Origin of the sequence: Dactylosporangium sp. CA-139066 (assembly GCF_050936175.1) — a bacterium.
In the GTDB taxonomy this organism is placed as follows: domain Bacteria; phylum Actinomycetota; class Actinomycetes; order Mycobacteriales; family Micromonosporaceae; genus Dactylosporangium.
In genome coordinates, this window is record NZ_JBNJNH010000001.1 from 2,203,341 (window position 1) to 2,230,217 (window position 26,877).

Sequence of the window (26,877 nt, forward strand, 5' to 3'; positions counted from 1 at the left end):
GATGCGCCCGTTCGCCTACCACCGGCCCGAGAACCTGGCCCAGGCCCTGGACACGCTGCGCGACGGAGGCTCCCGGTTCCGGGCGCTGGCCGGGGGCACCACGCTGTACGACCTCATGAAAATCGGCGTCGAGACACCGGCGGCCGTCGTGGACATCCACCGCCTGCCCGAACTCGATCACATCGGCGTCGCCGGCGGCGAGCTCGTCATCGGCGCCGGGACCCGCATGGCCCGCGCGGCCGCCCACCCCGCCGTGGTGCGCGACTTCCCGGCCGTGGCGCAGTCGCTGTGGCGGGCCGCGTCGCAGCAGCTGCGCAACATGGCCACCATCGGCGGGAACCTGCTGCAGCGCACCCGCTGCACCTACTTCCGGGCCGGGGCGCCGTTCCCGTGCAACAAGCGCGACCCCGGCAGCGGCTGCGCGGCCCTCGGCGGCCGCGACGGCGGCCACGCCGTGCTCGGCGGCAGCGAGGACTGCATCGCCACGTACCCGGGCGACCTCGCCGTCGCCCTCATCGCCTTCGACGCCGTCGTCGACGTCGAGGGCCCGGCCGGGGCGCGCACCCTGCCGATCGCCGACCTGCACCGCCCGCCCGGCGACACGCCGCACCTCGAGCACACGCTGCGGCCGGGCGAGCTCATCACCCGCGTGCGGGTGCCGGCCTCGGCGGTCGCGCGCGAGTCGGCATTCCTGAAGGTCCGGCCCCGGGAAAGCTACGCGTTCGCGCTCGCGGCGGCCGCCGTCGGCGTCGTGCGCGGCGCGGGCGGGGAGGTCCGCGAGTGCCGGATCGCGCTCGGCGGCGTCGCGACCGTGCCCTGGCGGGCCGCGGAGGCCGAGCGGGCCGTCATCGGCCGCCCGCTCACCGCCGCCGGCGCGCGCGAGGCCGGCGGCATCGCCATGCTTGGGGCGCGGCCGGGCCGCGACAACGCGTACAAGGTGGAGCTCGGCGCCCGCACCGTCGCCGACGCGCTGATGTCCCTTGCGGAGGATCGATGAGCGGCTCCCGCGCCCGGGTCGACGCCCGCGAGAAGGTCATGGGTGCGGCGCTGTTCGCCGCCGACCGGGTGCCCGACGGGCTGCTGCACGCGGCGCTCGCGACCGCCACCGTCGACCGTGGACGGATCGCCGCGCTCGACACGTCCCGCGCGGAGGCGGTGCCGGGCGTGCGGCTCGTGCTGACCCGCCTCGGCGAGGACGAGCTGCGCCCGGCCGGGTTCCTCATGGCCGACGGGTTCGCCTTCCAGAGCCTCCAGCCGCTGACCACGGACCGCATCGCGTACCGCGGGCAGCCCGTCGCCCTCGTCGTCGCCGACGACCCGGTCGCCGCCGCCCACGCCGCCGAGCTCGTCGAGGCGCGCTACGACGCCGAGCCGCACGCCGTCACCATCGACGACCCGGGCGCGACGGTCGTCCTGCAGCAGGAGGCGATCCCGCTGCCGTTCCTGGCCGACATCGTGGTCGGCGACGCCGACGCGGAGCTCGCCAGGGCCGACGTGACCGTCGACGCCGTCTACGAGCACCCGGCGCAGAACTCCGCCCCGATGGAGCTCATCGGCGCCGTCGTGCACTGGCGCGGCGACACCCTCGTCGTGCACGAGGGCACCCAGAACGCCTCGTCGATCCGGTACGGGCTGGCCCGCCAGCTCGGCATCGACGCGGAGCGGATCGAGGTCGTCTCGCCGTACACCGGCGGCGGCTTCGGCCAGAAGAACTCCCTGCAGCCGCACATCGGCCCGCTCGCCGTCGCCGCGCGGCGCCTCGGCCGGCCGGTGAAGCTGGTGCTGAGCCGGCCGCAGGTGTTCCATCAGGCGAGCTTCCGGCCGGTGAGCCGCCACCGCATCGCCGTCGGGGCCGACCGCGACGGGCGGCTGCTCGCCGCGGTGCACGAGGCGGACCAGCAGACGTCGCGCCACGACCTGTTCCCGGCCATGTTCACCGACGTGACGTCGCGGCTGTACGGCTTCGGGGCGTTCCGCGGCCGGCAGCGGCTGGTGCAGACCGACGTGCAGACGCCGGGGTACATGCGGGCGCCGTTCGAGCACCCGGGCGCCTGGGCCATGGAGTGCGCCGTCGACGAGCTCGCCAACGCCGCCGGCCGCGACCCGGTGGAGCTGCGGCTGGCCAACGACACCACGCAGGACCCGGTGACCGGGCGGCCGTTCTCGTCCCGGTACGTCGCCGAGTGCCTGACCCGCGGCGCGGAGCTGTTCGGCTGGGGCAAGCGCCGCCCCGAGCCGGCGACGTGGACCGCGGCCGACGGGGCGCAGGTCGGCTGGGGCGTGGCGATCGGCGCCTACCCGGTCGCGACCACGCCGGCGGTCGCGCGGGCGGTGGCGTACCCGGACGGCCGCTTCGGCGTCGAGGTCGACGGCCACGAGATGGGTCAGGGCATCCGCTCCGCGATCGCGCTGCTCGTCGCCGACCTCATGGGCGTGCCGGTGGACCGCGTCAGCGTGGGGCTGGGCGACACGCGGGTTGCCGCGCAGCACCTGACGGCCGGGTCGTGGGGGACGTCGTCGGCGCTGCCCGCGGTACACGCGGCCGTGCTGAAGCTGCGCGAGACCCTCGGCGGGCGGGCGCCGGCCGGCGGGCCGGTGGCCGTGAGCGCCTCCAACGGCCTGCCGCAGCCGATGCTGGAGCGGGCGCGGACGGGCCTCGTCACGCTGGCCGGTCCGGTGTACGACGACTTCGTCGCCTTCAGCTTCATCGCGCACTTCGTCGAGGTCCGCGTCGAGGCGGGCACCCGGCGGATCCGCGTGCCGCGGGTGGTGAGCGTCGCCGACTGCGGCCGGGTGGCGAGCCATGTGACGGCGGCGAGCCAGGTCCGCGGCGGCGTCGTGTGGGGCCTGGGCGCGGCGCTGCGCGAGCGGCTCGAGGTCGACGAGCGCTACGGCGGGTTCGTCAACGCGACCCTGGAGGAGTACCCGCTGACCGTCAACGCCGACGTCGGGCGGATCGACGTCGAGTTCGTCGACCGGCCCGACCGGCTGCTCAACCCCGTCGGCGTGAAGGGCCTCGGCGAGGTGTCGCTGGTGGGCGTCGCCGCCGCCGTCGCCAACGCCGTGTTCCACGCGACCGGCCGGCGCGTGCGCCACCTGCCGATCACGCTGGCCGACCTGCTGTGAGCGGGCCTGCGGTCAGTGTCCCCGGAACGCCTCCTCCAGCCACCACGAGCCGCGGACGCCGGTGACCTTCGCGTCTATCAACAGTGGACGGTCGCGCGGGCCGGCGGCCCATTCGGCGACGGTTTCGAGATCGTCCGGCGCCCGAACGGTCGCGGCCGCGCACCCGTAGCCGCGGGCGATCGCGGCCAGGTCCGTGTCGGGAAACACCACGGTGTCGAGCGGGTGGCCGTGCGGCCCGAAGTGGTGCACCTCGGCGCCGTAGGCGGCGTCGTTGTACACCACGATCACCATCGGCAGGCCGAGCCGCACCACCGTCTCCAGCTCCGAGACGCCCATGAGGAACCCGCCGTCGCCGAGCGCGGCCACGGTCAGGCGGTCGGGGCGGGCGACGGCGGCGCCGACCGCGGTGGCCAGGCCGAGGCCGACGGACTGGAACGCCTGGGTGAAGCAGAAGCCGGCGGTGTCGGGCACGGAGAGGTACATCGACGGATAGCCCATGAAGTTGCCGGAGTCGACGGCGAGCGTCCGCTGCGCCGGCAGCCGGTCGTCGAGGCCGATCGACAGCGTGCGCGGGTCGATGCGCCCGTCGCCGCCCTCGTCCTCGTACGGCACGTCCCGCCACCGCACTGACGGCAGCGGCTCGGCCCGGCAGCCCTCGGCGGTGTGCCCGCGGGCGGCGAGCAGCTCGCCGACGGCCGCGGCGGTGGCGCCGGCGTCGCCGAGGACGCCGAGGCCGACCCGCGGGTTGGCGTGCAGCGCCTCGGCGTCGACGTCGACCTGGGCGACGGCGGCGTCCGGCCCCAGCAGCCGGCCGTGGCGGGTCGTCCACATGTTGAGCGCGCAGCCCCACGCCACGACGGCGTCGGCGGCGGCGATGCGCTCGGCGGCAGTAGGGGAGGCGAAGCCGCCGGAGACGTCGAGGTACCACGGATTGCCGTTGAACAGTCCCTTGGCGACGGCGGACGTGGCGAGCAGGGCGCCGCACCGCTCGGCCAGGGCGGCGATCGCGGCGGCGGCGAGCGGGTCGCGGGCCCCGCGGCCGGCCACGAACACGGGCCGCCGGGCGCCCTGCAGCAGGTCGGCGAGGGCGGCCACCGCGGCCGGGTCCGGCGCCATCGCCGGCAGCGGCGGCATCGCGACGACGGCGGGCGGCGGCGCGGTGTCGCCGCCCTGCACGTCCAGCGGCAGGCTGACGAGCACCGTGCGCCGCTCGGCGTGGGCCCGGCGGGCCGCGCGCAGCACGTCGGCGACCGCGGACTCGGCCGTCGCCGCCCGCTCGTAGGCGGCGCCGACGCCGGCGGCGAGGGCCGCCTGGTCGAGCCGGAAGTTCGACCGGGCGCCGGCCGCACCGGTGTCGGCCGCGAGCACCACCATCGGCGTGCGGCTCTTGGCCGCCTCGGCGATGCCGGTGAGCGCGTTGGTCAGGCCCGGCCCCTGGTGCAGGGTGAGCACGCCGAGCCGGCCCGACGTGCGGGCGTAGGCGTCGGCCATCACCGCCGCGCCGCCCTCGTGCCGGGCGGCGACGAACCGCGCGCCGGCCGCCACGAGGGCGTTGGTCAGATGGAAGTTGCCGCTGCCGACCACGCCGAACGCGCACTCGACGCCGGCGGCGACCAGCGCCCGCCCGACGGCCTCGGCGACGAGCACGGCCCGGCCCTCAGCGCTCGACGAGGGCGAGGACGCGCGCCGGGCTGCCCGAGCCGCGCAGGATCGGCAGCGGGGCCGCGATCACGACGGCGCCCCGGGTCGGCAGGCGGTCCAGGTTGCGCAGCTGCGTCAGGCCGTACTTCCCGGCGCCGAGCAGGAACGAGTGGCACGGGAACGGCGGGTCGAAGGAGTGCGCGGCCCCGGCGTCGGTGCCGACGGTCTCCACGCCCAAGCCGACGATCGGCGCCTCCGCGGCGAGCCACTGGGCGCACTCGACCGAGATGCCGGGGGTGTTGCCGGCGTTGAGGAACGCCGCGTCGTCTTCGCCGCGGGCGTCCCAGCCGGTGCGGTACAGCAGCCAGCCGCCGGCCGGCAGCGGCCCGTGCTCGGCCTCCCAGGCCCGCACGTCGTCGATCTGCAGCAGGTAGCCGGGGTCCTCGGCGGCCCGGTCGGCGCGGTCGATGACGACGGCCGGCGCGACCAGCTTGCGGGCCGGCACCTGGGCGACGTCCTCGCCGTCGCGCCCGGTGACCCAGTGGATGGGCGCGTCGAAGTGCGTGCCGGTGTGCTCGCCGGAGCGGAAGTTGTTCCAGTACCACGCCGGGCCCCGGTCGTCGTACCGGCTGATCTCCTCGAACTCGAAGCGCCAGGTGTTCCCGAACGGCGCGGGCAGCTGCAGGATCGGCGTGTCGCCGCTGAGCGGGGCGGTCAGGTCGACCACCTCGATCGAGCCGGCGGTGACGGCGTCCACCAGATCGGACAAGAGCGACATGCCGGGGACGCTATGCATTCGGATCTCGCGCGTCAACGGTCCCGCGACCCTGCACCTCGTCAAGGAGCCCGTCGCCGCCGCCGTGCACTACACCGAGTCGCCGTCGAGGTCCCCCCACGCGCAGTAGCTGTCCATCCCTGCGGCCTCCCAAGCGTCACCGGTGCGCCCTCCGGGGATCCTGACGGCCTCGCACGCGCAGCGTTACACCCGAAACGCCGAACTGTCCGCTTGCACGGCCGGGATACTGTCTGCGGTCGATGGACGACTCGTTGTTCACGTATCCCGGCGCGCCGCCGGAGCCGGGCGGCGCGGCGCTGCTGCGCGACGCCGGGGAGCGGGCCTGGGCCCTCGTGCGCGAGCACGCCCCCGCCCGCCGGTACCGGCCGGGCGAGACCGTCCTGGCCGCCGGCGCCGCCGAGCGCTGCCTGTGGATCGTCGCCGGCGGCCGGGTCGAGGTTGCGCATCGGCGTGCCGGTCGTGGCCGGGGTGTGGCTGTGGCGGACTCATGGCGTACGACTGCGGTATGTGCGGCACGCGGCGGCCACCCCGGCCATCGCGACGGCCCTGCCCCTCGCGGCGGCCGCCGCCGACGGCATCGAGGTGACGTTCCGGCCGCACGAGCGGCGGGTCGTCGCCGAGCCCGGCGCGAGCCTCCTCGAGCTCGCCGAGCGCGACGGGCTGCCGATCGAGGCCGGCTGCCGGATGGGCGTCTGCGGCGCCGACCCGGTGCGCGTCGTCTCCGGCGAGCTGTCCCCGCCGACCGCGGAGGAGGCCGCCACCCTGCGCCGGCTCGACCTCGGCCCATCGGCCCGGCTCGCCTGCTGCGCGCGGGTGCGCGGCCCGGCGGTCATCGACCTCGACGCCGCCGCCGAGCCCGCGCCGGTCGCCGTGCCGCCGCCCCCGCCCCGCGGCCGTCCCGCCCGGCGGCCGGTGGCCGGGTCGAGCGCTGTCAAGGAGATGCCCCGGGGCCGCGCGGGCCCCGGGGGGTGCGCTTCGGAAGTTTCAGTCGGCGAGCTGTGGCTCGCGGTCGTCCTCGTGCTCGTCGTGGTCGGCCGGCAGCAGCTCGCCGGCGACCGGCGCCGAGTCCTGAAACGCCGGCTCGACCTGCGGCTGCCCGACCCACAGCGCCCGCATCTGCTGCTGCATGAACCCGGTCAGCCGCGAGCGGTACTCGTGGTCGAACTGCTCGAGCGCCTCGATCTGCGCCTGCAGCGCCTGCCGCTTCGCGGTCAGCCCGCCCACGACGTCCTCGTAGATGCGCTCCGCCCGCTGCTTGATCTCCTGCGCGTTGGCCTGCGCGTCGCGCACGATGTCCTCGGCGCGCCCCTGCGCCTCGCCCATGACCTCGGCGGCGTGCCGCTCGGTGCCGGCGGCGAACTCCTGCGCGTCGCGGGCCACCTTCTCGGCCGCGCTGCGCGCCCGGTTGAGCAGGTTCTCGGCCTCGTCGCGCAGCGAGTCGGCCTGCGCCTGCGCCTCCCCGACGATGTGCCGAGCCTCGGCGTGCGCCTCGCCGCGGATGTGCTCGGCCTCGCGCCGCGCCGACTCGATGTGCTCCTCGGCCGTGCGCTGCGCCATGGTGAGCACCTGCAGCGCCTTGGCCTGCTCGCCGATGTCCCCGCGCGGCGCCTGCGGCTCCCCGGGACCCGCCACCAGGCGCCCATCGTACGGTTGCATCACGTTTTGCGTCATGTCCCTGCCTCCTCGCTGCCCCGACACATTTCCGCAGACATGCCGCCCCGGAACGCCTCGCGGAGGCTACCCGACGCACCGCCGATCGCCACCACCACTCAGGCGCTGTTAACCGTCACCAAAGCCGGACCTAAGAAACCCGAGCCGCGGGATCAGGCGACATGCAGCAGCTCCTCGGCCAGGTCCTCGCGGCCGAGGGCCACCAGCGCGGCCGGCAGCTCGCGCAGGCGGCGGCGGGAGGCGAGCCACTCCCACACGCGGGCCGGCTCGTCGCCCTGGCGGAAGGCCGCGCGGGTGTGCTCGGGGATCTCGAAGTACCGCGCGAGCTCCGGCCAGTCGTGCACGAGGCGCCGGCAGACCTGCACCATGACCGGGCCGGGGACGTGCAGGTCCGGCAGGCGGCCCGGGTCGGCGGCCGGCAGGCGGTGCAGCACCGCGACGGCGAAGCGGGCCGCGGCCTCGGCGGCGTACGCCCGCCAGCGGTCGTCCTTGGCCGCGTCGGCGAGGTCGCTCGCCCCCTTGACCATCAGGAACCGGCCGCCGAAGCGGTAGGCGGCGAGCGCGACCCCGAAGCTCTCCATCTCCACGCCGACCGTCCTGGGCCACTCCGCGCGCAGCTCGGCGAGCAGGGCCGCGTCGGCGATGACCTTCTCGCCGCTGAGCACGGTGCCGAAGTGGACGGCCGGGTCGTCGGGGGCGGGCCGCTCGGCGCGGATCCGCGGTACCCACTCCTCGGCTTGCACGCTCTGCGCCACGGTGAGCAGGTCGAAGTCCGGGCGGTACGCCTCGGGGCGGCGCTGCGGGCCGTCGGGGCGGACCTTCGCGGGCTCGTAGCCGACGACCTGGTCGGGCACGACGACGTCGCCGATGCGCACGCCGGCCGCGCCGACGCCGCCGGCGATGCCGACGAGCAGCACGTGCGGGCTGCGCCATCTGGCCAGCAGCGCGCCGGCCGTGACCGCGGCGCCGGGGTTGCCCATACCGTGCAGGGAGTCGACGGCGACGAGCAGGCCGCCGAGCCGGGCGGTGTGCAGGTCGACGCCGTTGCGGCGGACGGGCTGCACGCCGTCGAGCACGGCGAGGAACGCGTCGCGCTCCTCCGGCAGCGCCGTCAGGACGACCGCGTCGGCCGCCGGGAGTCCGGCCGAGGATGCGTCAGCCACCTCGACACTTTGCCACAGCGAAGAGGCGGGATCGGGGTGCGTCGGTGTCGTTCGTCCGGTCGGCCATCGACAATGACACGATCGCACCACCGAGTTCGTACGACGGAGGGGCTGGGCATGGCGGAACCGGAGATCAGTCGCGAGAAGCTGTGGCTGGTGGAGTACGAGCGGCTCAAGGACGAGCAGAAGACGCGCATCGGGTTCCGCGACAACCTCGTCTACGCCACGCTCGCCTCGATGGCCGGGGTCGTCGCGGCCACGCTCTCCGCGAAGGGGCACGCCAACCTGCTGCTCCTGCTGCCGCCCGTGTCCGTGGTGCTCGGGTGGACCTACCTCGTGAACGACGAGAAGGTGTCGGCGATCGGGCGGTACATCCGCGACGTCCTGCGGCCCAGGCTCGCCGCGGGGGCCGACGACGTGTTCGGGTGGGAGGACGCGCACCGGTCCGATCCGCGCCGTCCGATGCGCAAGCGCCTCCAGCTCGTCGTGGACCTCGGCGTGTTCTGCCTGCCGGCGCTCAGCGCCCTCGTCGTGTACTGGGTCAACGGGCCGTGGGCCTGGCCGTTCGTCCTCCTGTCCATCGTGGAGGCGCTGGTCGTCGGCGTGCTCGCGATCCAGCTGGTGGCCTACACCGACCTGGGGTCCTAGAGCGGCTTGGTGCACAGCACGTCGGGGACCGGGACGTACCCCCGCGACTGCCAGAACCGCAGGCCGGCCTCGTTGTCCGGCAGGACCATGAGGTTGGCCCGCGGGCAGCCCAGCGCCCGCAGCCGACGCTCGAGCTCGGCGACGAGGTCGCCGGCCACGCCCCGGCGGCGGTGGCCGGGGTCGACGGCCAGGCGCAGGATCCAGCCGCGGCGGCCGTCGTACGCGCCCAGGACCACGGCCACGACCGCGCCCCCGGCGGCCTCGGCGACCAGGAACAGCTCCGGGTCGCGGGCGAGCTTCGCCTCGAGCTCCGGCCGCAGTACCACATCATTGCCCGCGACCGTCCACAGTGCCACCACGGCGTCGTAGTCGGGCCAGTCGAACTGCCGGATGTGCACCACACCACGCACTTTAGCCGCCCCTGCGACCGGACAGCCGGGCTGTCCCAATGCCGACGGTGCCGCGCCGGGGCATGCGTCACCGTGGATGGATGTCTGACAACCACCGCCACGCCGTAGTTCTTGGCGCCAGCATCGCGGGGCTTGCGGCGGCCCGCGCGCTGCTCAATACATTTGACCGGGTCACCGTCTTCGACCGCGACACCCTGCCCGACGGGGCCGCCGACCGCCGCGGGGTGCCGCAGGGCGAGCACGGCCACGGGCTGCTCGCCCGCGGGCGGGAGGTGCTGGAGGAGCTGTTCCCCGGGTTCACCGCGGAGCTGGCCGGGCAGGGCGCCGTACCGCTGGACATCCAGCGCGACGTCGTCTGGGTCTTCGGCGACCGGCCCGCCCCGCGCGCCGCGTCGGGCCTGGGCGGGCTCACGGTCAGCCGGGCCGCGCTGGAGGCGTGCCTGCGCCGCCGCGTGGCCGCGCTGCCCGGCATCACCGTGCTCGACGGCCACGAGGCGACGGGGCTGTGCTTCGACGGCACCCGCGTCACCGGCGCCACCGTGCGGCCGCTCAGCGGCGGTGCCGAGCACGAGGTCCGGGCCGACCTCGTCGTCGACGCCACCGGGCGGGGCAACCGCGGGCCGGCCTGGCTCGCGGCGCTGGGCTTCGAGCGGCCGGCCGAGGATCGCATCGACGCCGGCACCGTCTACGTCTCCCGCGACTACCGCCGCGTGCCCGGCCGCGAGGACTTCGCCGCCATCCTCAACGCGCCCGGCGGCCCCGCCCGCCCGTACGGCGGCATCGCCCTCGGCGTCGAGGGCGACCGCTGGATGGTCACCCTGCTCGGGGTCGGCGCCGGCCAGGCCCCGCCGGCCGACCCGGACGGGTACCTCGCCTTCGCCGCGAAGCTGCCCGACCCGCGCCTGCACCGCCTGATGCGCGACGCCGAGCCGCTGAACGACCCGATGCGCCTGCGCCTGCCCGGCAGCGTGCGCCGGCGCTACGAGCGGCTCACGCGGCTGCCGGAGCGGCTGGTGTCCATCGGGGACGCGCTGTGCAGCTTCAACCCGGCGTACGGCCAGGGGATGACGGTCGCCGTCGCCGAGGCGCGCGAGCTCGGCCTGGCCCTGAGGAAGGGGCTCGACGGGCTGCCGCGCCGGTTCTACGCGCGGGCGGCCCGCGTCGTCGACGTGCCGTGGGACATGTCGGCGGGCGGCGACCTGGCGTACCCGTTCGTCGACGGGCCGCGCAGCCGGCGGACCGAGATGCTCAACGCGTACGTCGCCCGCGTCCAGGCGGCGACCGGGCACGACGCCGCCGTCGCGCGCCGCTTCCTCGAGGTCACCAACCTCATGCGGCCCCCGCAGTCGCTGCTGACCCCGGCCATGCTGACCCGGGTGCTGCGCAACGGCCGGCCGGCGCCCGCCCCCGCCGCCGAAGCGGCGCGCGAGGTGCCGGTCGGCTGATCGCCCGCCGCACCGGGGCCGGGTCGCACCCGGCCCCGGTGCCGGTCAGCGGGCGGTGAGGGCTCGCCGGGCGCTGATGGCGATGGCGATCTCGGCGATGCCGAACGCCACCGCGGCGATCCCGGTCAGCAGCACCAGCACCTGCAGCGAGACGCCGGGCCAGAACAGGAACACCAGGCCGACGACGACCGCGGCCGTGCCCATCCCCAGCAGCCAGGACCGCGTCGGGCCCGCCGCGAACGTGCCCAGCAGCATCGCGGCGAAGCCGCTGAGCATCCAGGCGAGGCCGATGAGCACGGACACGGTCACCACGCCGGCCGACGCCGACACCAGGCACGCGATGCCGACCACCGCCAGCAGCAGGCCGAACGCGGCGTCGATGACCTGGCGTACCGACACGTGATGACCGGCCTCGTCGGGCCCGGCCCGGAAGGCGCCACCGACGCGCAGCAGGCCGATCGCCAGCAGCCACACGCCGGCGAGTATCCCCAGCAGGCGCAGCGTCGCGTGCGGCCACGCGAGCACCGCCAGCCCGAACAGCACCGTCACCGCGCCGACGCCGATGAGCCGCCAGAACGGCACCGCCACCTCGTGCGCCACCCGGGCCGCCGGCTGCCCGGCGTGCCCTGAAACACTGCTCATGGCTCCTCCAAAACGGGCGTGCGTCCTCTGCCCGGGTTAGCCCCGGCTCGTCCAGCCTCACCCGTCCCGGGCGGCCGCCCCTCGCCTGTGGCGGGTGATCGCGCGTGCCACGATCGGGGCCGTGGACGACGAGGAGCTGATCGCCATCGCGCGGGGCGTCGCCGCGCGGCGTGGGCACGGGTCGCTGGTCGATGCGCAGGTCGTGCGGCGCGACGGGGAGGTGGCGGTGCTGTTGTGCGATCCGGCGTACGCGCGCGGCGGCGGGCTGCTCGTGGTCGTCGATCCCGCGACCGGGCACGTGTCGAGGGTCGTCCCTGCGCTGTGAGGGGACATCGCGCGCGGGCGATCGATGTTAGGTTCGAGCCCTGAACGGACGCCGTCGATGGGTCGCGAGGGGGAGCGGATGCCCGTCATCGAGGTGGAGGATCTGACGCGCACGTTCCGGTCGCGCTCGCGGCTGCGGCGCACCGAGAAGGTCGTCGAGGCGGTGCGCGGGGTCGGCTTCCGCGTCGAGCGGGGCGAGCTGTTCGGGCTGCTGGGGCCCAACGGAGCCGGGAAGACCACGACCATCAAGATGCTCATCACCCTGCTGCTGCCGACGAGCGGGCGGGTGCGGGTGCTCGGCTACGACGTCGTGGCGCAGCCGCGGGAGGTGCGGCGGCGGGTCGGGTACGTGTTCGGCGGCGACCGCGGGCTCTACGACCGGCTGTCGGGGCTGGACAACCTGCGCTACTTCGCCGAGCTGTACGCCGTGCCGGCCCGCGAGCAGCGGGCGCGCATCGGCGAGCTGCTCGAGCTGGTCGGGCTCAACGGCCGCGAACGCGAGCGGGTCGAGGGCTACTCGCGGGGCATGCGCCAGCGGCTGCACATCGCGCGCGGGCTGCTGCACCGGCCCGAGGTGCTGTTCCTCGACGAGCCCAGCATCGGCATCGACCCCGTCGGCGCGCGCGAGCTGCGCCAGACCGTCAAGGCGCTCGTCGAGATCGGCACGACCGTCCTGCTGACCACGCACTACATGTTCGAGGCCGACGAGCTGTGCCACCGCATCGCGGTCATCAGCGGCGGGCGCATCCTGGCCGGCGGCACGCCGGAGGAGCTCAAGCAGCGCGTCAGCGTCGGCAACGTCGTCGAGTTCGAGGTGTTCGGGCTCGCGGGGGAGGTCCCCGACCGGGTGCGGGGGCTCGGCGGGGTGCGCTCGGTCAGCGTGGAGGAGCGCGGGCCGGCGCAGGTGCTGCTGGTGCACACCGAGCCGGGCGCCGAGCTGACGCCGGCCGTGCTCGGGCTGCTCGACGGGGCCCGGGTCGGGCGCGTCGCCACCCGCTCGCCGACGCTCGAGGACGCCTACGTCGAGCTGGTCGGGCAGTCGTGAGGTACGTCCGCGTCGTCGCCGTCGCCTGGTGGCTGCAGCTGAAGCTGCGCAGCCGCTCGGCGTTCGACGGCATCCTCGGCGTGCTCTACCCGCTGTTCTTCGCCAACACCGTCTTCATGATGTACCGCGGCGCCGGCGCGTCCGGCCCGGCGCTGCTGTCGGCGGCGATCGGGGCGAGCATCATGGGCGTGTGGTCGTCGACGAGCACGACCGCCGCCTCGTCGCTGCAGCAGGAGCGCCGCCAGGGCACCCTCGAGCTGCTGGTCGCCGCGCCGACGCCGTTTCCGCTGCTGATCCTGCCGATGACGCTGTCGATGGCCACCGTCGGGGCGTACAGCCTCGTCGCCACCCTGCTGTGGGGGCGGTTCGCGTTCGGCATCGACATCACCGTGCGGGACCCCCTGGCGTTCGTGGCCGCCTGCCTGGCCACCGTGGCCGCGGTCGGCGTCCTGGGCTTCCTGGTCGCGGTCTCCTCCGTCCGGTACCGCACCGCCTGGGCCCTCGGCACGGCGCTGGAGTTCCCGGTGTGGCTGCTGTGCGGCTTCCTCGTGCCGCTGTCCCTGCTGCCCGGCTGGAGCCGGCCGGTGTCGTGGCTGCTCGCGCCGACCTGGGGCATCGACGCGGTGCGGGCCGCCGCGGTCGGCGGCAACCCGCTGCCCGGCATCGCCGGCTGCCTCGGGCTCGCCGCCGTCTACGGCATCCTCGGCACCCTGCTGGCCCGGCGGCTGCTCGACTCGGCCCGCGCCAACGCGACGCTGGCGCTGTCGTGAACGCCGTCCGGCTCTTCTTCATCGGCGGGCTGACGAGCTACCGCGCCCTGTTCTCGTGGCTGAGCCCGTGGATCCTCGTGCCCACGTTCGTCCTCGGTCCGATCTTCCAGATCCTGTTCTTCGCCTACGTCGGCCGCGCCGCGGGCGCCCAGGACGACGCGTTCTTCGTCATCGGCAACGCCGTGCAGTACGCCTCGATCCCCTGCCTGTTCGCGATGGGCAACACGATCAGCGGCGAGCGGCAGCAGGCGACGCTGCCGCTGCTGCTGGCCTCGCCGGCCGCCCGCATCCCGCTGTTCCTCGGCCGGGCGCTGCCCGTCATCGTCAACGGGCTCGTCGTGTCCGTCGTCGCGCTGTTCGCGGGGGCGCTGCTGCTGGGGGTACACCTGCGGCCGGAGTCCGCCGTCCCGCTCACGCTCGTCGTGGCCGTGTCGGCCTTCGCCTGCACCGGGCTGGGCCTGGCCAACGCCGCGCTCGCCCTGCGGGTGCGCGAGACGGCGGTGCTGCCCAACATCCTGTTCGGCATCCTGCTCATCTTCGCCGGCGTCAACGTGCCGCTGTCGTCGCTGCCGCCCTGGATGGCCGCGGCGGCCCACTGGATGCCGCTCACGCACGGCATCGACGCGGCCCGGCGGGTCGCGGCCGGCGCGACACTCGGCGCGGTGCGCGCGGACCTGTTCGCGGAGGCCGGGCTGGGGCTGGTGTACGCGGCCGTGGGCCTGGGGTTGCTGGCGTGGTTCGAGCGGGAGAGCCGCCGCCACGCCACTCTCGACATGGCCTGAGCCCGGCCCTGTCGAGGCGCTCCCTGCGGCGCATCGCCGCCGTCGCCCGGCACAACAGGCTGCTGCCGCCCCGCGATCCGGGCCAGCTCGTGCCGGTCCTGCGACCCGTCTTCCAGCGCGCGGCGGCCGGCGGCTCGGCGAAGATGATCACCGGGATGATGGTGCTGTACTCGATGCTGGCACTGTCCATTGTGGGCACCACGACCCTGGCCGAGCGCGCCCGGCACACGTGGGACCGGCTGCGCGCCAGGCGGACCCGCGGCTACGAGCTGCTGCTGGGCAAGACCCTGCCCGCCTACGCGGTGTTGCTGCTGCAGTAGGGGAGCCTTCTGCTGTACGGCACAACGCTCACCGGCACCCACCCGCGCGGTGCCGGCGCATACGGTTTGCCGGCCCTCGCCGCCGCGGTCTGGAGCGCCAGCGCTGCTCGCGCTCGGCACCGCCCTCGCCGCCATGGTGCGCAGCTCCGGCGAACTCGGCGCGGCCAGCGCCATCGGCGCACTCGTGCTCGCCAGGCTCGGCGGCGCGCTGGTGCCCACGATCCTGTTCCCGCCGTGGCCGCGGGCCGCCGGCGAGGCTTCGCCCGGCCACTGGGCGCTGTCGATGCTGCAGTCCGCGCTGGACGGCCGGCTGTCGCGGACGCTCCTACCGGCGGCCGCGCTGCTCGCGCTCGGCGCGGTGGCCGGCGCGTTCGCCGCCCGCCGCCTGTCCCGCGGCTGGGACCGCCTCACCGGTAGGCACGCCGGCCTGGTGTGCGGCCGAACTCGCCGCGCCCGCCGTTCCAGACTCGCCGCGCCTACTGTTCCTGACTCGCCGTGCCTACTGTTCCTGACTCGCCGTGCCTACCGTTCCAGACTCGCCGCGCCTACCGATGAGGCCGGGCCTCGTGCGCGGCTGGGCCAGGCGTGCCGTCGCGAGGTTTGTCAGTGTGCACTGACAAACAGCATGGTGGAAGGCGTGCCCCAAGTTTGTCAGTGTGGACTGACAAACAACTGCGAGGCTGCGCCAAGCCCCAGCGTGCGCATGGTGGGAGGCGCACCCAAGTTTGTCAGTGTGGACTGACAAACAACTGCGAGGCTGTGCCAAGCCCCAGCGTGCGCATGGTGGGAGGCGGACCCAAGTTTGTCAGTGTGGACTGACAAACAACTGCGAGGCTGTGCCAAGCCCCAGCGTGCGCATGGTGGGAGGCGCACCCAAGTTTGTCAGTGTGGACTGACAAACAACTGCGAGGCTGTGCCAAGCCCCAGCGTGCGCATGGTGGGAGGCGCACCCAAGTTTGTCAGTGTGGACTGACAAACAACCGCGAGGCTGTGCCAAGCCCCAGCGTGTGCATGGTGGGAGGCGGACCCAAGTTTGTCAGTGTGGACTGACAAACAACTGCGAGGCTGGGCCAAGCCCCAGCGTGCGCATGGTGGGAGGCGGACCCAAGTTTGTCAGTGTGGACTGACAAACAACCGCGAGGCTGCGCCAAGCCCAGCGGGCGCGTGGCTGGGGCCGCTCTCAACGTCAGGCGCGCTGGCTTGGTCCGCGGCTGGCCCGGCGTGCCGAGGTTTGTCAGTGTGCACTGACAAACAGCATGGTGGGAGGCGCGCCCGAAGGTTGTCAGTGCGGACTGACAAACAAACCCGCGGCTGCGCCGAGACTCGGCGGGCGCGTGGCTGGGGGCGCCCTTACCGGTAGGCGTGCCAGGCGAGGTTCGCGGCGAGGCCGAGGCCCAGCAGGGCGACCAGCACCCGCAGGAGCTTCGGCTGGGTGCGCCGGACGATGGCCGGGCCGATCCGGCCGCCGATGAAGAAGCCGAGGCCCAGCGGCAGCACCGCGATCCAGTGCACGGCCCCGAACACCGCGTAGGCCAGCGCGGCCACGGCGTTGGCCGCGCCGAGCAGGACGTTCTTCATCGCGTTGCCGCGCGCGAACGAGTCCGGCGTCATCGCCAGCAGCAGGGCCAGCAGCATGACGCCGGCGGCGGCGCCGAAGTATCCGCCGTACACGCCGATCAGCGCGACCCCGCCGGTCAGTGCCCAGCTGTTGCCGTGCTCGACCTCGGTCGGGCGGCGGGGTAACAGCACCGCGACCGAGGCCAGGGCTATCAGCCAGGGGACGATCAGCTCGAACGACTCGGCCGGGGCGAGCAGCAGCAGGCCGCTGCCGGCGATCCCGCCCGCGACGGCGGCCACGGCGAGCCAGCGGATCCGGCGGCCCTGGCCCTCCAGTTCGGTCCGCGATCCGGCGACCGATCCGGCGGTACTGCCCACGAGCGCGACGCTGTTGGTGACGTTCGCGGCGACGGGCGGCAGGCCCAGGGCGAGCAGCACCGGATAGCTGACGAGCGACGCGACCCCGGCCACGGAGCCGACGAGGCCGCCGCCGAACCCGGCCGCGAGCAGCACCGGATACATCCACCACGCCACCGGCCCGAGTCTGCTCCCCCGCCCCGCGCCGGCCGTCGCCCCGTCGGCGCGATGTGCAACCGGTCACCGGCCGCGACAAGCGCTGCTCGGGGCGACCTCGGCGATGCGGCCGGGGAAGTGCTGGCGATCGACTGGGCCCACATCCACGACGGGCTGGGAACTCGGCGAACAGGCCCGAGGTATGCGTGGTCACCGCCGCAGGGGTCACGCCAGGAGTTCGGCGACGCGGGCCAAACCCTGGCGCAGGCGGCGGAAGTACGTCGCCCGGCTCAGATGCAGCGAGTGCGCGACGAGCTCGTGGCCCCCGGCGCCGCGCACGTAGTAGCCGCCCAAAACCGCCGCCGCCTCCCGGTCCACCGGCGACGGCGAGGCGCCGAGCGCGACGACGGCGGCCATCACCCGGTCGGCCAGCGGCGGCAGTGCCGGGCGGCCGGCCCGCAGGGCCTCCAGGGCGGCGCGCACGACCGCGACGTCCGGCTCCTGCTCCGGCGAAGGCGGCGCCTGCAGCCGGCCCAGCCAGGCGGGCAGCTGCGCCGGGCGGAAGCCGCGGGCGTAGACCGCGTTGGTGCGGCCGCAGCGGTACAGGTCGTCGCGGGTCTGCCCGACCCGGCGCAGGCCGAAGCGGGCGCACATCTGCTGGTACGGCAGCCACGGCGTCGACACGACGAGCCGGCCGCGGGAGATGCCCTGAGCCAGGATCTGGCGTACGAGCAGCGGCTGGAAGCGGGCGTGGCGCTCGTCGACCGCCATCATCCCGACCACCGCCCCGCCGGTGCCGGAGCCGGCCAGCGCCTCGGCGTGCTGCTGCAGCAGTGGCTCCAGGACCGGGGCGGGGCCGGCGTCCAGCGGTGTCAGGTTGACCATGCCGACGGGGCGGTCCTCGCCGTCGACGAGCATGTGGAAGCCGTGCTCGGCGCCGTCGAGCCAGCGTTGCAGCATCCGGTCGGCGCCGCGGGCGTCGAGGCCCTCGGTGGCGGCCCACTGGCGGGTCAGGCGGCCCATGTGGCCGGCGTCGGCGGCCTCGCCCGGGCGTACCCGCATCGGGCCGGGCAGCTCGGCGAACAGGTCGTCGCGCAGCCGCGGGCGCGCGGACAGGAACAGCACCTGCTCGGCGATGCGGGCCCGCAGCCGGGCGTCGGCGGTGAGCGCGACCTGGCCGTGGCGGCGGGCGGCGGCCTTCGCGGCGAGCTGTCTTCGCTGCCCCGGTTTCCGCCAGCGGTACGCGAGGTCGAGCACCGTCCGGAACGGCTCCGCGACCGCGAGGCCGTGCGCGTCCGCCCGCACCACGCTGAGGCGCGCGAGCTCGTCGAAGCGGCCGCGCGGCAGCGGCGTCAGGGCGGACAGCAGCTCCTCGTCGGCGCCGTCGACGGTGGCGAGGACCGGCAGCGCGGCCGGGTCGAGGGCGGGGGCCTCCAGGCGGAGGCGGCGCAGTACGACATCAGCGGCCGCATCGGCGAGCGCCCCCGGCGAGCGGGGATCCGCGCCGGACAGCAGCGCCCCGGCGACCGCCCGGGCCAGCAGCGGGATGCCGCCGCCGATGCGCACGGCGAGGTCGAGCGAGCCGGACCCGGTCACGCCGAGCGAGGCGACCAGGGCGCGGATGCGCTCCGGCGGCCACGGCGCAAGCTCGACGACGGCGGCCGGCTCGCCGCCCCAGGCCGGCCGGCCCAGGAGGGGCCGCCGGCCGGCGACCACGACGACGGTGCCGGCCGGGGCGCGGCGCATCCGGCGGCGGGCGGCGCGGATACGGGGCTCGCTGTCGGCGCCGTCGAAGATCCACGGCCTCGGCACCCCCGAGCCCGGGCCGGCCACCTCGGCCAGCAGCCGCGACTTGCCGACGCCCAGCGGGCCGACGAGGTTGACGACCCGCGGCGCCGAGGGCGGCCGGGCGGGCCCGAGCAGGCCGGCGAGCACCCGGCGCGCGTCGGGTAACGCGGTCGGCATCACGGCAGGATAGCAAGATCGACGTCGATGTCCGGCGGGTCGCGGTTGAGACGGCGATGAGACTTCGCCGGTCGCCGCGCTCACTACGCTCGGTCCACACCTATCGAGGAGGGCAAATGCGAATCCGCAATGTGGCGGCCGCCGGCGTGCTCGCCGCGGCCGGACTGGTCGGGCTGAGCGCCCAGCCGGCCGCGGCGGCGGTCACCGGGTGCGTGTACGGCTCGAACCTGTCGCAGAACCTGATGTCGGCGACGTGCACCACGACGCTGACCGAGCGCTGGTACCTGCGGCTGACCTGCGAGCGCTTCGGCGACGGGCGCCAGTTCTATGCCAACGGCTCGCTCGTGTACGGCCCGGGCCGGGACACGTCGATCGCCCAGTGCGCGCGCAACACGGAGATCGTCGGCACCGCCATCGCCTACCTGTAGCACCGGCCCCGCGGCGTCACATGTTGTACGGCGCCGCGGGGAACCAGCCGTAGCCGAAGTGCGCGGGCACCCGCAGGTCCCAGTACACGACGTCGAAGACGCCCAGGGCGATGAGCAGCGCGCCGGCGAGCGCCATCGTGCGGCGCGGGTCGGCGGTGAGCCAGTGCAGGAAGCGGCCCCGGGTGCCGGCCATCAGCAGCGCGAACACCACGGTGACGATGACGACGTTGCCAAGCGACTGCAGGGCGAGCGCGCCGGCGCCGTAGAACGGGTTGCCGGTGTCGGCGGCCCAGTGGAACAGCTTGTTGAACAGCGGGTAGGGGCGCCCGACGAGGAAGCCGCCGATGAGCGCGCCCAGCGCCACCACGCGCCACGCCGGGCGGGTCGCGAACGGGTCGGGTAGGACGCCGAGCATGGCCAGGCCGAGGTACGCCAGGGCCAGCCCGATGACCCCGAACACCACCGCCGACTGGATGACCCGCACCGGCATCCCACCGGCCGTGGCGCCGGACAGCTGCGGCAGGCGGTCGCCGAGCAGCACGCCGACGAACCCGTAGGTGGCCGAGACGGCGACCATGCCGAGCGCCAGCAGCCCGACCGGGCGCAGGAAGGCGCGGGCGGACGGGCGCTCGCCGGCCCCGCCGGCGACGCTCATCGGCCCGATCGACGCCGCCATCGCGATGTTGCACGCGGTGAACGTGCCGGCGAAGCCGGAGACGAACGCGAACAGCAGCCCGCCGAACGTCCCGGCGATCGCGCTCGCGTCGGCGTCGCGGCCGAGGATCGCGTCGGCCACGCGCTCGCCGATGACCTGGTCGACCAGTTTGGACGACCACAGGAACGCCAGCAGGACGCCGGCGGCGGCGCCGATCGCCACGGTCCGCCCGCGGCGGACGGGAGTCGCGGTTTCAGGAACGGTCAGCGTCATGGTGACCTCCGTCGAGATAGTGGCCTTCGAAGAACATCAGGGCGTCGCCGTGCGCGGCCCGGCGTACCGACAGCACCCGGCCGACGTGGATCCAGTGGTCGCCGCCGTCGTAGGTGCGCCAGCGCCGGCACTCCAGCCAGGCCAGGGCACCGGCGATGAGCGGGGCGCCGGTGTGGGCGCCGGGCTCGCAGGCGACGCCGTCGAACTGGGCGGCGCCGCCGGGCCGGGAGCGGTCGGCGAAGCGGGCGGCGACGTCGCGCTGCGCGGCGTCGAGGACCGACACCGCGAAGCAGTCGGCGCGCTCGAGCCGGCGCTGCATGACGCTGCCGCGGTTGACGCAGACGAGTACCAGCGGCGGGTCCAGCGACACCGAGGTGAACGAGTTCGCGGTCATGCCGTGCGGCACCGGGTCGCCGACCGTCACGACCGTCACCCCGGTGGCGAACGTGCCCAGCACCGCCCGCAGCGGCGCCTCGACCGTCACATCAAGCATGGCCGGCCACCTGGTCGGCGGCGCGGTACGGCGCGAGGGCGCGCACCAGCGCGGCCGGCACATGGGTCGGCGCGATCTGCCCGTCGACGGCCCGCATGCACGCGATCCGCTGCCGGCCGCGGGCCACCGGGGTGCTCCCGCGCAGGTACTCGAACCCGAGCTCCAGCTGCGTCTGGGTCAGCTCGGCCAGGCTCATCCGCACGATCAGCTCGTCGAACGCGTCGAGCTCGGCGAAGAAGTCGCACTCGACCCGCAGCGTGAACATCCGCAGGTCGTCCTTGAGCTCGGTGAGCACCTCGGGCGCGTGCTCGCGCAGGAACAGCTCGCGGCAGCGGCCCTGCCAGCGCAGGTAGTTGACGAAGTACACGTTGCCGACGAGGTTGGTCTCCTCGAAGCCGACGACGTGCTCGTAGATGTAGGCGCGGTGCACGGTTTCACCTCCTCCGGGACAGCACGGCCAGCGCCACGGGCGCGCCGGCGTCGCGCAACGTGCAGACGAACGTCGCGATGGTCAGGTCGCCGGAGCGCAGCAGCACCCAGCCGTCGGCGCGCTCGCCCGGCACGAGCGTCAACGGCGCGGGCTCGGGCACGCCGGCCTTGGCCAGGCACTCCACGGCGCACCAGACCCGGGTCGCGGACGCGTCGGGCGACTCGGCGCCCGGCGCGATGAGCTGCTCGACGAGCGCGGTGCGCGGGCCGAGCAGGTCGCTCCACGGCCGCGGCGCGACCGGCTCGACGTCGCAGGCGACGGTGCCCGGGGCCGCGACCGCCAGGTGCAGCACGGCGCTGTGGGCGGCGGAGACGGTGGGGCCGCCGGTGACCTCCGGCCGGCCGTCGCCGCGATGGCGCACGGTGACCGGCCGGCCCAGCGCCTGGCCCAGGGCCGCGGCGGTGGCGGCGCGGCGCGCCTCGAGGTCGAGGGGCCCGGTGCCCGGTCCGGCCGCGACCGCGATCCCGGCGCCGAAGCGCTCCTCGAGGCGGCGCTGCAGGAACGGCCCGAGCAGCGCCGGCACCCACGGCCCGCGGCCGTCGCTCTTGCGCACGGCCCGCAGCCGCAGCCCGGTCCAGCGCTCCACGACGGTGCCGAGCGTGTCGCGGACGGCGACGTCGTAGGTGTAGGTGTCGCCGTCGCGCCCGCGCTCCACGGCGCTGAGCGTGACCCGCTCGGCGGCGGCGAGCTTCGGCCCGGCCGGCTCGATGCGGGCCACCGCGACCGGCAGCAGGGTCGCGTCCGGCACGCAGACCTGCAGCGCGTGCATGAACGCGTCGCGGGCGCCGGGGTCGCCGAGCACGAGGTGCTGCGGCAGGAAGGCGTTGAACCACTCGACGCCCTCGTCGCACGCGATGCCGGCCTCGACGTGGCGGGCGGCGAGCCGGCGGTAGTGCCGGACCCGCCGGAACCGGCGGCCCTGGAACAGCACCGGGCCGTACAGCTCCCGCTGGGCGTCCAGCGGCGCCGGGGACAGCGGTACGGGCGGCGGGGCGTCGCCGGGCGGCGCGTCGCAGGCCCCGAACGCGAGCGTGGCCCGGAAATGGTCGACGGCGAAGCCGGTCTCGTCGCTGCGCACGGCGACCGTGACCCGGTCGGCGGCGGTGGCGACGGCGGCGATGCGCACCGTGGTGCTGCCGCCGGGCGGCACCACGACGGGCCGGGCGAACTCGGCGTCGAGCACGACCGGCAGGCCGCGCCCGGGCAGCAGCGCCCCGGCGGTCTGGGCCATCGCCTCGAGGCCGAGCACCGCCGGCACGAGCAGGTTGCCGTCGAGGTCGTGGTCGGCGAGGTACGGGTCGTGCGCGGGGGACAGGTCGGCCTCGGCGACGAGCTCGATGCCGGCGTAGTGCACCAGCGGCCGCTCCAGGAACCGCAGCAGCGGCAGCCCGGGCCGCTCCCGGCCGATCGTGTCCAGGCCGCCGGTACGGCCGGACACCACCACGACGCTCGGCGTGCGCACGGCGAGGATCTCGCGCAGCACCCGCACCCCCTCGTCGGGCGTGATCGGCGTGATCCCGGCCCGCTGCAGCGACTCCACAACCGACAGCCGCTCGCCCATGCCGACGCCGGACCACAGCGACCACTCCAGGCACAGCACCCGGCAGTGCGGCAGCCGGCGGCCCAGACGCGCGGTCAGGTCGGCGAGCCACTCGTTGGCCACCGCGTAGTGCCCCTCGCCGTGCAGGCCGGTGCGGGCGATGATGCTGCCGAACGTCACCAGCAGTCGCAGGCGCTGCGGGTCGACGGCGGACAGCACCGCCCGCAGCCCGCCGACCTTCGGCGCCAGTGTGGCCCGCACGGCCCCGGGGTCCAGGCGCGGCAGCGGTACGGGTTCGTTGCCACCGGCGCCGTGCAGCACCGCGGTGACGGGGCCGAGCTCGGCGGTGACGGCGAGGACGGCGGCGCGCACGGCGCCGGGGTCGGTGACGTCGGCCCGCGCGTAGCGCACGGTCCGGCCGGCCGCGCGCATCCGTTCGAGGTTGGCGGCCAGCTCGGCGTCCTCGCCGGGGTCGGACCGGCCGAGGATGGCCAGCGCGGCGCCGCCGGCCGCGAGGTCCAGGGCGCACTCGGCGGTGATGCCCTTGCCGCCGCCGGTCACCAGCAGCACGTCGCCGGGGCCGAGCGGGGCCGCCGCCGACGGCGGGAGGTCGCGGGGGAGGGTGCGCAGCTGCGGTACGCGCCGGACCCCCTCCTCGTCGTAGTGCGCCTCGGCGAACGTGGTCGTGGCGGCCACCTCGGCCACGACCCGCTGCAGCAGGTCGGGCACGAACGGCGTGTCGATGACCGTGGTGCGCAGCCCCGGCGCCTCCAACCGGGCCGTCTTGGCCAGGCCCGCGGCGCCCCGGCCGTGCTGGACCACGACCAGGCGGGCCGGCAGCGACTGCGCCATCGCCTCGCGGGCCGCGTGCACCATCATGTCGAGGTCGGCGTCCTGGCAGTCGTCGGGCAGGCAGACGAGGATCCCGGCGCCCAGCCCGGCGTTGTCCAGCGCCAGGCCGAGCAGGCCGGCGAACGGATGCTCGGGCGGGGCGTACACCCGCCAGGAGCCGTCCGGGTCGGGCTCCGCGGTGCGGGCCCCGCCCGGCAGCGGCTCGGCGACCAGCTCGACGGTGAACGGCCGCACCCACGGCACGGCGCCGGGCACCGCATCCGGGTCGGCCGGCTCGTGGCGCTCGCCGGCCGAGCCGCGCAGCGCCTGGGCCAGCTCGTCGATGGTCGCGGTGGCGAAGTTCAGCGGCGCCTGTACGGCGGGCAGCCCGAGCGTGCGCGCGGCCTCGTTGACCAGCTGCCCGACCGCGATCGAGCTCAGGTGCAGCTCGTCCAGCGGGCGGGTCTCGGCCCGCACGGCGGCCAGCGGCAGCTCGGCCCGCTCGGCGGCGATGCGGCGGACCACCTCGAGCACGTCGGCGTCCCCGCCCGGCCCGCCGCCCGCGGGGACGTCCTGCGCGCCGGGCTCCGCCGCGGCCGCCTCGACGAGGTCCTCGGGCGCCGCCTCGCAGGGGTTCGTGAGGTACCGCGGCGTCGCCTCGAGATCGAGCGGCCGCACCCGCCGGTCGGCGAACAGCGGCCCCGGCTCGATCGGGTGGCCCAGCGCCCACAGGGTGCCCACGGCGGTCAGGAAGGTGGCGAGGGACTCGTCGTCGGTGTCGGTGGCGACGACCGGGATGTCGACGAGCCGGCGGGCCAGGCCGGTCAGCACCCGGCCCGGCCCGACCTCGACGAGCACGTCGGCGTCGCCGCGCAGCGCCCCGACGGCCGCGGCGAAGCGCACCGGCTCGGTGATCTGCCGGCGCAGCAGCTCGCGCAGGTCGGCGGTGGGCGCCAGCGCCTCGCCGGTGACGGTGGACAGCACCGGTGCGCGCAGCGGCGCGAAGCGCTCGCCGGCCAGCCACGTGCCGAAGCGGCGGGCGGCCGGGCGCATGAGCGGGGAGTGGAACGCGTGCGACACGGCCAGCGGCGTGGTCTCGACGCCCGTCGCGGACGCGGACCGGCAGACCCGCTGCACGGCGGCCTCGGCCCCCGCGACCACGGTCTGGCGGGGGCCGTTGTAGCCGGCGATGACGACGGGCTCGGCGCCGATGAGCGCCCGCACGGCGTCGGGGCCGGCGGCCAGCCCGGCCATCGCGCCGGCCTCCTCGCTCGCGGCCATCGCGGCGCCGCGCACCGACGCGATGCGCAGCAGCCCGGGCGCGTCCACGGCGCCGGCCCAGTGCAGGGCGGTGAGCTCGCCGAGGCTGTGCCCGGCGGCCGCGGACGCGCGCACGCCGAGCTCGTCGAGCACGCGCAGGGCGGCGGTGGAGCCGGTGACGATCCGCGGCTGGGCGACCTCGGTGGCGACGGTGTCGCGCCCGGACGGCAGCGCGGCCCGCGCGTAGACGTCGCCGGCGGCGCGGAACCGGCGGCGCAGGGCGCCGCCCGACACGCCGCGGCCGGAGCCCTGGCCGGGGAACAGGAACGCGGCGCGGGCCGGCTTGTCGACGCGGTGCACGACCAGCCCGCCGTCGGGGTCGCAGGCCTGCCCGCCAGCCGCAGCGGCGCCGAGGCGGCGCTGGGCCTCCTCCGGCGAGCGGGCCACGACGGCGGCCCGCCACGGCCGGCCGGCCAGCCGGTCCGACAGCTGCGCGGCGAGGTCGCCCAACTGCCCGTAGGACAGCCCGGCGGCCGCGCCGGCCAGCTCGCTCAGCCGCGCCCGCAGGCCGGCCTCGTCGTCGGCGTCGACGAGCAGCAGCTCGGCGTCCTGGGTCCGCACGTCGAGCGCGCCGCCGGTCACCGGGTCGGCGCCGGGCGCGCCCTCGAGCACGAGGTGGGTGTTGATGCCGCCGAAGCCCATCGCGGTGACGCCGGCCCGCACGGGGGCGCCGGCCGGCCAGGGTTCGGGCCGCGGTACCGCCCGCAGCACCGCGCCCTCGCCGGTGAGCTCGGCGTTGGGCTGCTCGCAGCCCGGGGTCGGCGGTACCACCCGGTGGTACACGGCGAGCGTGGCCTTGATCAGCCCGGCGACGCCGGCCGCGGCCTTCGTGTGCCCGATGAGGGCCTTGACCGAGCCGATCGCCGCGGGAGCCGGCGGCGTGCGGGTGCCGCCGGCGGCCCGCCGGGCCTGCGACAGGGCCCGCAGCTCGGTGGTGTCGCCGACCGCCGTGCCGGTGCCGTGGCCCTCGAAGACCGGCACGGTGTCGATGCCGAAGCCGGCCCGCTCGTACGCCCGCTGCAGGGCCAGCCGGTAGCCGGCGAGCTCCGGGCGGGTCATGCCGCCGCGGCCGTCGGAGCTGATCCCCCAGCCGGCCACGGAGGCGTACACCCGGCGACCGGCGGCGACCGCGTCCTCCTCGCGCATCAGCACGACCATCCCGCAGCCCTCGCCGGGCCAGAAGCCGCAGGCGCGGGCGTCGTACACGCGCATCTCGCCGGTGGCCAGGGCGCCCGCCTTGGCGAAGCCGACGATCTCGAACGGGTCGATGGACAGGTCCACGCCGCCGGCCACGACCACGTCGGCGTCGCCGTCGGCCAGGCTGCGGCAGGCGGTGACGACCGACAGCAGCGACGAGGAGCAGGCGCCGTCGACGGTGTACCCGCCGCCCTTGAGGTCGAGCTGGTTGCAGATGCGCCCGGCGATCGTGTTGGACAGCGCGCCGGCCAGGGTGTCCTCGGTGACCGGCGGGAACGGCGCCTTGTAGCGCTCCTCGAGCCGGCCCAGGAACCCGGCCAGCCGCTCGTCGTCCCAGCCCTCCTCGCGCAGCTGCGCGCCGAGGACGCGGCGCACGTACGGCCAGCGCAGGCGCATCACGTTGGTGCGGGTGAACTCGCCGGTGAGCGTGTTGCCCACGACGACCGCGGTACGCTCGCGCGGCAGCCCGTCGCCGTCGGAGAAACCGGCGTCGGCCAGCGCGTCGGCGGCGGTGTCCAGGGCCAGCCAGTGCGTCAGGTCGGTGGAGCGGTAGGTGCTGCCGGGCACCTTGAACCGCACGCGGTCGAACGCGTAGCCCTCGATGACCGCCGCGTACCGGGCGTAGAAGCGGTCCGGCGCGCCGGGGTCGGCCGCCCAGTAGTCCTCGAGCCGGGTGCGCTCGGCCGGGAGCCGGCGAAACGCCCGCCGGCTCGCGACCACGTTGCCCCACAGCTCCTCCGGCGTCGCCGCCTCGGGGAACCGGCACCCGAGCCCGACGATCGCGATCCCGCTCACGCCGTCACCTCCGCTTCGCTTCGGCGCCGGCGTGAGT

The 26,877-nt window shown here is 75.6% G+C and carries 23 protein-coding genes and 1 pseudogene; 12 read left to right on the forward strand and 12 right to left on the reverse strand.

Annotated elements, in window-relative coordinates:
• Position 1 precedes the first annotated feature (1 nt).
• Positions 2-997: an FAD binding domain-containing protein gene (locus ACQEVU_RS10060; RefSeq protein WP_433322381.1), complete on the forward strand. Its 996-nt coding sequence runs from the start codon at positions 2-4 to the stop codon at positions 995-997.
• On the forward strand, positions 994-3,126 hold the full coding sequence (locus ACQEVU_RS10065; protein ID WP_433322383.1) for a xanthine dehydrogenase family protein molybdopterin-binding subunit: 2,133 nt from the start codon (positions 994-996) through the stop codon (positions 3,124-3,126). The genes ACQEVU_RS10060 and ACQEVU_RS10065 overlap by 4 nt, the downstream gene beginning before the upstream one ends.
• Before the next feature lie 12 nt (positions 3,127-3,138).
• On the opposite strand, the gene ACQEVU_RS10070 is transcribed toward ACQEVU_RS10065, so the two are convergent.
• Together ACQEVU_RS10070 and ACQEVU_RS10075 are read right to left on the reverse strand one after the other, a co-directional pair.
• On the reverse strand, positions 3,139-4,773 hold the full coding sequence (locus ACQEVU_RS10070) for a thiamine pyrophosphate-binding protein (protein WP_433322385.1): 1,635 nt from the start codon (positions 4,771-4,773) through the stop codon (positions 3,139-3,141).
• 10 nt (positions 4,774-4,783) lie between these two features.
• Entirely contained in the window at positions 4,784-5,545 is a 762-nt protein-coding gene (locus ACQEVU_RS10075) for a cyclase family protein (protein WP_433322387.1), read from the reverse strand.
• A 12-nt stretch (positions 5,546-5,557) separates the two neighbouring features.
• Between ACQEVU_RS10075 and ACQEVU_RS10080 the strand changes: the two are divergent.
• Positions 5,558-6,367: pseudogene (locus ACQEVU_RS10080) on the forward strand (2Fe-2S iron-sulfur cluster-binding protein); the annotation flags it as partial.
• 180 nt (positions 6,368-6,547) lie between these two features.
• Here the strand turns inward: ACQEVU_RS10080 and ACQEVU_RS10085 are convergent.
• The gene (locus ACQEVU_RS10085; RefSeq protein ID WP_433322389.1) at positions 6,548-7,195 is read right to left on the reverse strand and encodes a DivIVA domain-containing protein; all 648 of its coding nucleotides are present in this window, start codon (positions 7,193-7,195) and stop codon (positions 6,548-6,550) included.
• Between the two features lie 191 nt (positions 7,196-7,386).
• Positions 7,387-8,397 (reverse strand): hypothetical protein, encoded by a 1,011-nt coding sequence (locus tag ACQEVU_RS10090; RefSeq protein WP_433322391.1) that lies wholly within the window; start codon positions 8,395-8,397, stop codon positions 7,387-7,389.
• A 117-nt stretch (positions 8,398-8,514) separates the two neighbouring features.
• Between ACQEVU_RS10090 and ACQEVU_RS10095 the strand changes: the two genes are divergently transcribed.
• Positions 8,515-9,045, forward strand: coding sequence for a hypothetical protein (locus tag ACQEVU_RS10095; RefSeq protein WP_433322392.1), 531 nt, complete (start codon positions 8,515-8,517; stop codon positions 9,043-9,045).
• Here the strand turns inward: ACQEVU_RS10095 and ACQEVU_RS10100 are convergent.
• Complete coding sequence (locus tag ACQEVU_RS10100; protein WP_433322393.1) at positions 9,042-9,446, reverse strand: GNAT family N-acetyltransferase; 405 nt, start codon at positions 9,444-9,446, stop codon at positions 9,042-9,044. The genes ACQEVU_RS10095 and ACQEVU_RS10100 overlap by 4 nt on opposite strands.
• Before the next feature lie 89 nt (positions 9,447-9,535).
• Between ACQEVU_RS10100 and ACQEVU_RS10105 the strand changes: the two genes are divergently transcribed.
• Complete coding sequence (locus tag ACQEVU_RS10105) at positions 9,536-10,900, forward strand: NAD(P)/FAD-dependent oxidoreductase (protein ID WP_433322394.1); 1,365 nt, start codon at positions 9,536-9,538, stop codon at positions 10,898-10,900.
• A 45-nt stretch (positions 10,901-10,945) separates the two neighbouring features.
• Here the strand turns inward: ACQEVU_RS10105 and ACQEVU_RS10110 are convergent, their stop codons facing one another.
• On the reverse strand, positions 10,946-11,542 hold the full coding sequence (locus tag ACQEVU_RS10110; RefSeq protein ID WP_433322395.1) for an HdeD family acid-resistance protein: 597 nt from the start codon (positions 11,540-11,542) through the stop codon (positions 10,946-10,948).
• A gap of 121 nt (positions 11,543-11,663) precedes the next feature.
• Here ACQEVU_RS10110 and ACQEVU_RS10115 point away from each other — a divergent pair, with 121 nt between their 5' ends.
• From ACQEVU_RS10115 to ACQEVU_RS10140, 6 genes are all read left to right on the forward strand, one after another.
• Positions 11,664-11,867, forward strand: a complete 204-nt coding sequence (locus ACQEVU_RS10115) for a hypothetical protein (protein ID WP_433322396.1) — start codon at positions 11,664-11,666, stop codon at positions 11,865-11,867.
• 57 nt (positions 11,868-11,924) lie between these two features.
• Positions 11,925-12,911: an ABC transporter ATP-binding protein gene (locus ACQEVU_RS10120; RefSeq protein WP_433322397.1), complete on the forward strand. Its 987-nt coding sequence runs from the start codon at positions 11,925-11,927 to the stop codon at positions 12,909-12,911.
• Positions 12,908-13,681, forward strand: coding sequence for an ABC transporter permease (locus ACQEVU_RS10125; RefSeq protein ID WP_433322398.1), 774 nt, complete (start codon positions 12,908-12,910; stop codon positions 13,679-13,681). Before ACQEVU_RS10120 ends, ACQEVU_RS10125 begins: the two co-directional genes overlap by 4 nt.
• A complete protein-coding gene (locus ACQEVU_RS10130) occupies positions 13,678-14,463 on the forward strand; it encodes an ABC transporter permease (protein WP_433322399.1) in 786 nt (261 codons plus the stop codon). Before ACQEVU_RS10125 ends, ACQEVU_RS10130 begins: the two co-directional genes overlap by 4 nt.
• On the forward strand, positions 14,415-14,783 hold the full coding sequence (locus tag ACQEVU_RS10135) for a hypothetical protein (RefSeq protein ID WP_433322400.1): 369 nt from the start codon (positions 14,415-14,417) through the stop codon (positions 14,781-14,783). The genes ACQEVU_RS10130 and ACQEVU_RS10135 overlap by 49 nt, the downstream gene beginning before the upstream one ends.
• A gap of 133 nt (positions 14,784-14,916) precedes the next feature.
• Positions 14,917-15,525, forward strand: coding sequence for a hypothetical protein (locus ACQEVU_RS10140; RefSeq protein ID WP_433322402.1), 609 nt, complete (start codon positions 14,917-14,919; stop codon positions 15,523-15,525).
• Positions 15,526-16,133: 608 nt separating this feature from the next.
• Here ACQEVU_RS10140 and ACQEVU_RS10145 read toward each other — a convergent pair.
• Together ACQEVU_RS10145 and ACQEVU_RS10150 are read right to left on the reverse strand one after the other, a co-directional pair.
• Entirely contained in the window at positions 16,134-16,874 is a 741-nt protein-coding gene (locus ACQEVU_RS10145) for a sulfite exporter TauE/SafE family protein (RefSeq protein WP_433322403.1), read from the reverse strand.
• Between the two features lie 204 nt (positions 16,875-17,078).
• Positions 17,079-18,818, reverse strand: a complete 1,740-nt coding sequence (locus ACQEVU_RS10150; RefSeq protein ID WP_433322404.1) for a hypothetical protein — start codon at positions 18,816-18,818, stop codon at positions 17,079-17,081.
• A gap of 116 nt (positions 18,819-18,934) precedes the next feature.
• Here ACQEVU_RS10150 and ACQEVU_RS10155 point away from each other — a divergent pair, with 116 nt between their 5' ends.
• Positions 18,935-19,246 carry a hypothetical protein gene (locus tag ACQEVU_RS10155; protein WP_433322405.1) on the forward strand — a complete coding sequence of 104 codons (312 nt, stop codon included), beginning with the start codon at positions 18,935-18,937 and terminating at the stop codon, positions 19,244-19,246.
• Between the two features lie 16 nt (positions 19,247-19,262).
• Here the strand turns inward: ACQEVU_RS10155 and ACQEVU_RS10160 are convergent, their stop codons facing one another.
• Genes ACQEVU_RS10160 through ACQEVU_RS10175 form a run of 4 tightly spaced genes read right to left on the reverse strand, consistent with a single transcriptional unit; the run spans position 19,263 to position 26,840 of the window.
• Complete coding sequence (locus ACQEVU_RS10160; protein WP_433322406.1) at positions 19,263-20,174, reverse strand: hypothetical protein; 912 nt, start codon at positions 20,172-20,174, stop codon at positions 19,263-19,265.
• Positions 20,155-20,667: a flavin reductase family protein gene (locus ACQEVU_RS10165; RefSeq protein WP_433322407.1), complete on the reverse strand. Its 513-nt coding sequence runs from the start codon at positions 20,665-20,667 to the stop codon at positions 20,155-20,157. The genes ACQEVU_RS10160 and ACQEVU_RS10165 overlap by 20 nt, the downstream gene beginning before the upstream one ends.
• Positions 20,660-21,097 carry an acyl-CoA thioesterase gene (locus ACQEVU_RS10170; protein WP_433322408.1) on the reverse strand — a complete coding sequence of 146 codons (438 nt, stop codon included), beginning with the start codon at positions 21,095-21,097 and terminating at the stop codon, positions 20,660-20,662. Before ACQEVU_RS10170 ends, ACQEVU_RS10165 begins: the two co-directional genes overlap by 8 nt.
• Before the next feature lie 4 nt (positions 21,098-21,101).
• Positions 21,102-26,840, reverse strand: coding sequence for a type I polyketide synthase (locus tag ACQEVU_RS10175; protein WP_433322409.1), 5,739 nt, complete (start codon positions 26,838-26,840; stop codon positions 21,102-21,104).
• Positions 26,841-26,877 lie beyond the last annotated feature (37 nt).

Excerpts from the sequence above, each read along its gene's own strand:
- ACQEVU_RS10060 (WP_433322381.1), top strand. The coding sequence starts at position 2 with ATGCGCCCGTTCGCCTACCACCGGCCCGAGAACCTGGCCCAGGCCCTG.
- ACQEVU_RS10065 (WP_433322383.1), top strand. The coding sequence starts at position 994 with ATGAGCGGCTCCCGCGCCCGGGTCGACGCCCGCGAGAAGGTCATGGGT.
- ACQEVU_RS10075 (WP_433322387.1), bottom strand. The coding sequence starts at position 5,545 with ATGTCGCTCTTGTCCGATCTGGTGGACGCCGTCACCGCCGGCTCGATC.
- ACQEVU_RS10095 (WP_433322392.1), top strand. The coding sequence starts at position 8,515 with ATGGCGGAACCGGAGATCAGTCGCGAGAAGCTGTGGCTGGTGGAGTAC.
- ACQEVU_RS10105 (WP_433322394.1), top strand. The coding sequence starts at position 9,536 with ATGTCTGACAACCACCGCCACGCCGTAGTTCTTGGCGCCAGCATCGCG.
- ACQEVU_RS10110 (WP_433322395.1), bottom strand. The coding sequence starts at position 11,542 with ATGAGCAGTGTTTCAGGGCACGCCGGGCAGCCGGCGGCCCGGGTGGCG.
- ACQEVU_RS10120 (WP_433322397.1), top strand. The coding sequence starts at position 11,925 with ATGGGTCGCGAGGGGGAGCGGATGCCCGTCATCGAGGTGGAGGATCTG.
- ACQEVU_RS10140 (WP_433322402.1), top strand. The coding sequence starts at position 14,917 with ATGGTGCGCAGCTCCGGCGAACTCGGCGCGGCCAGCGCCATCGGCGCA.
- ACQEVU_RS10150 (WP_433322404.1), bottom strand. The coding sequence starts at position 18,818 with ATGCCGACCGCGTTACCCGACGCGCGCCGGGTGCTCGCCGGCCTGCTC.
- ACQEVU_RS10155 (WP_433322405.1), top strand. The coding sequence starts at position 18,935 with ATGCGAATCCGCAATGTGGCGGCCGCCGGCGTGCTCGCCGCGGCCGGA.
- ACQEVU_RS10160 (WP_433322406.1), bottom strand. The coding sequence starts at position 20,174 with ATGACGCTGACCGTTCCTGAAACCGCGACTCCCGTCCGCCGCGGGCGG.
- ACQEVU_RS10165 (WP_433322407.1), bottom strand. The coding sequence starts at position 20,667 with ATGCTTGATGTGACGGTCGAGGCGCCGCTGCGGGCGGTGCTGGGCACG.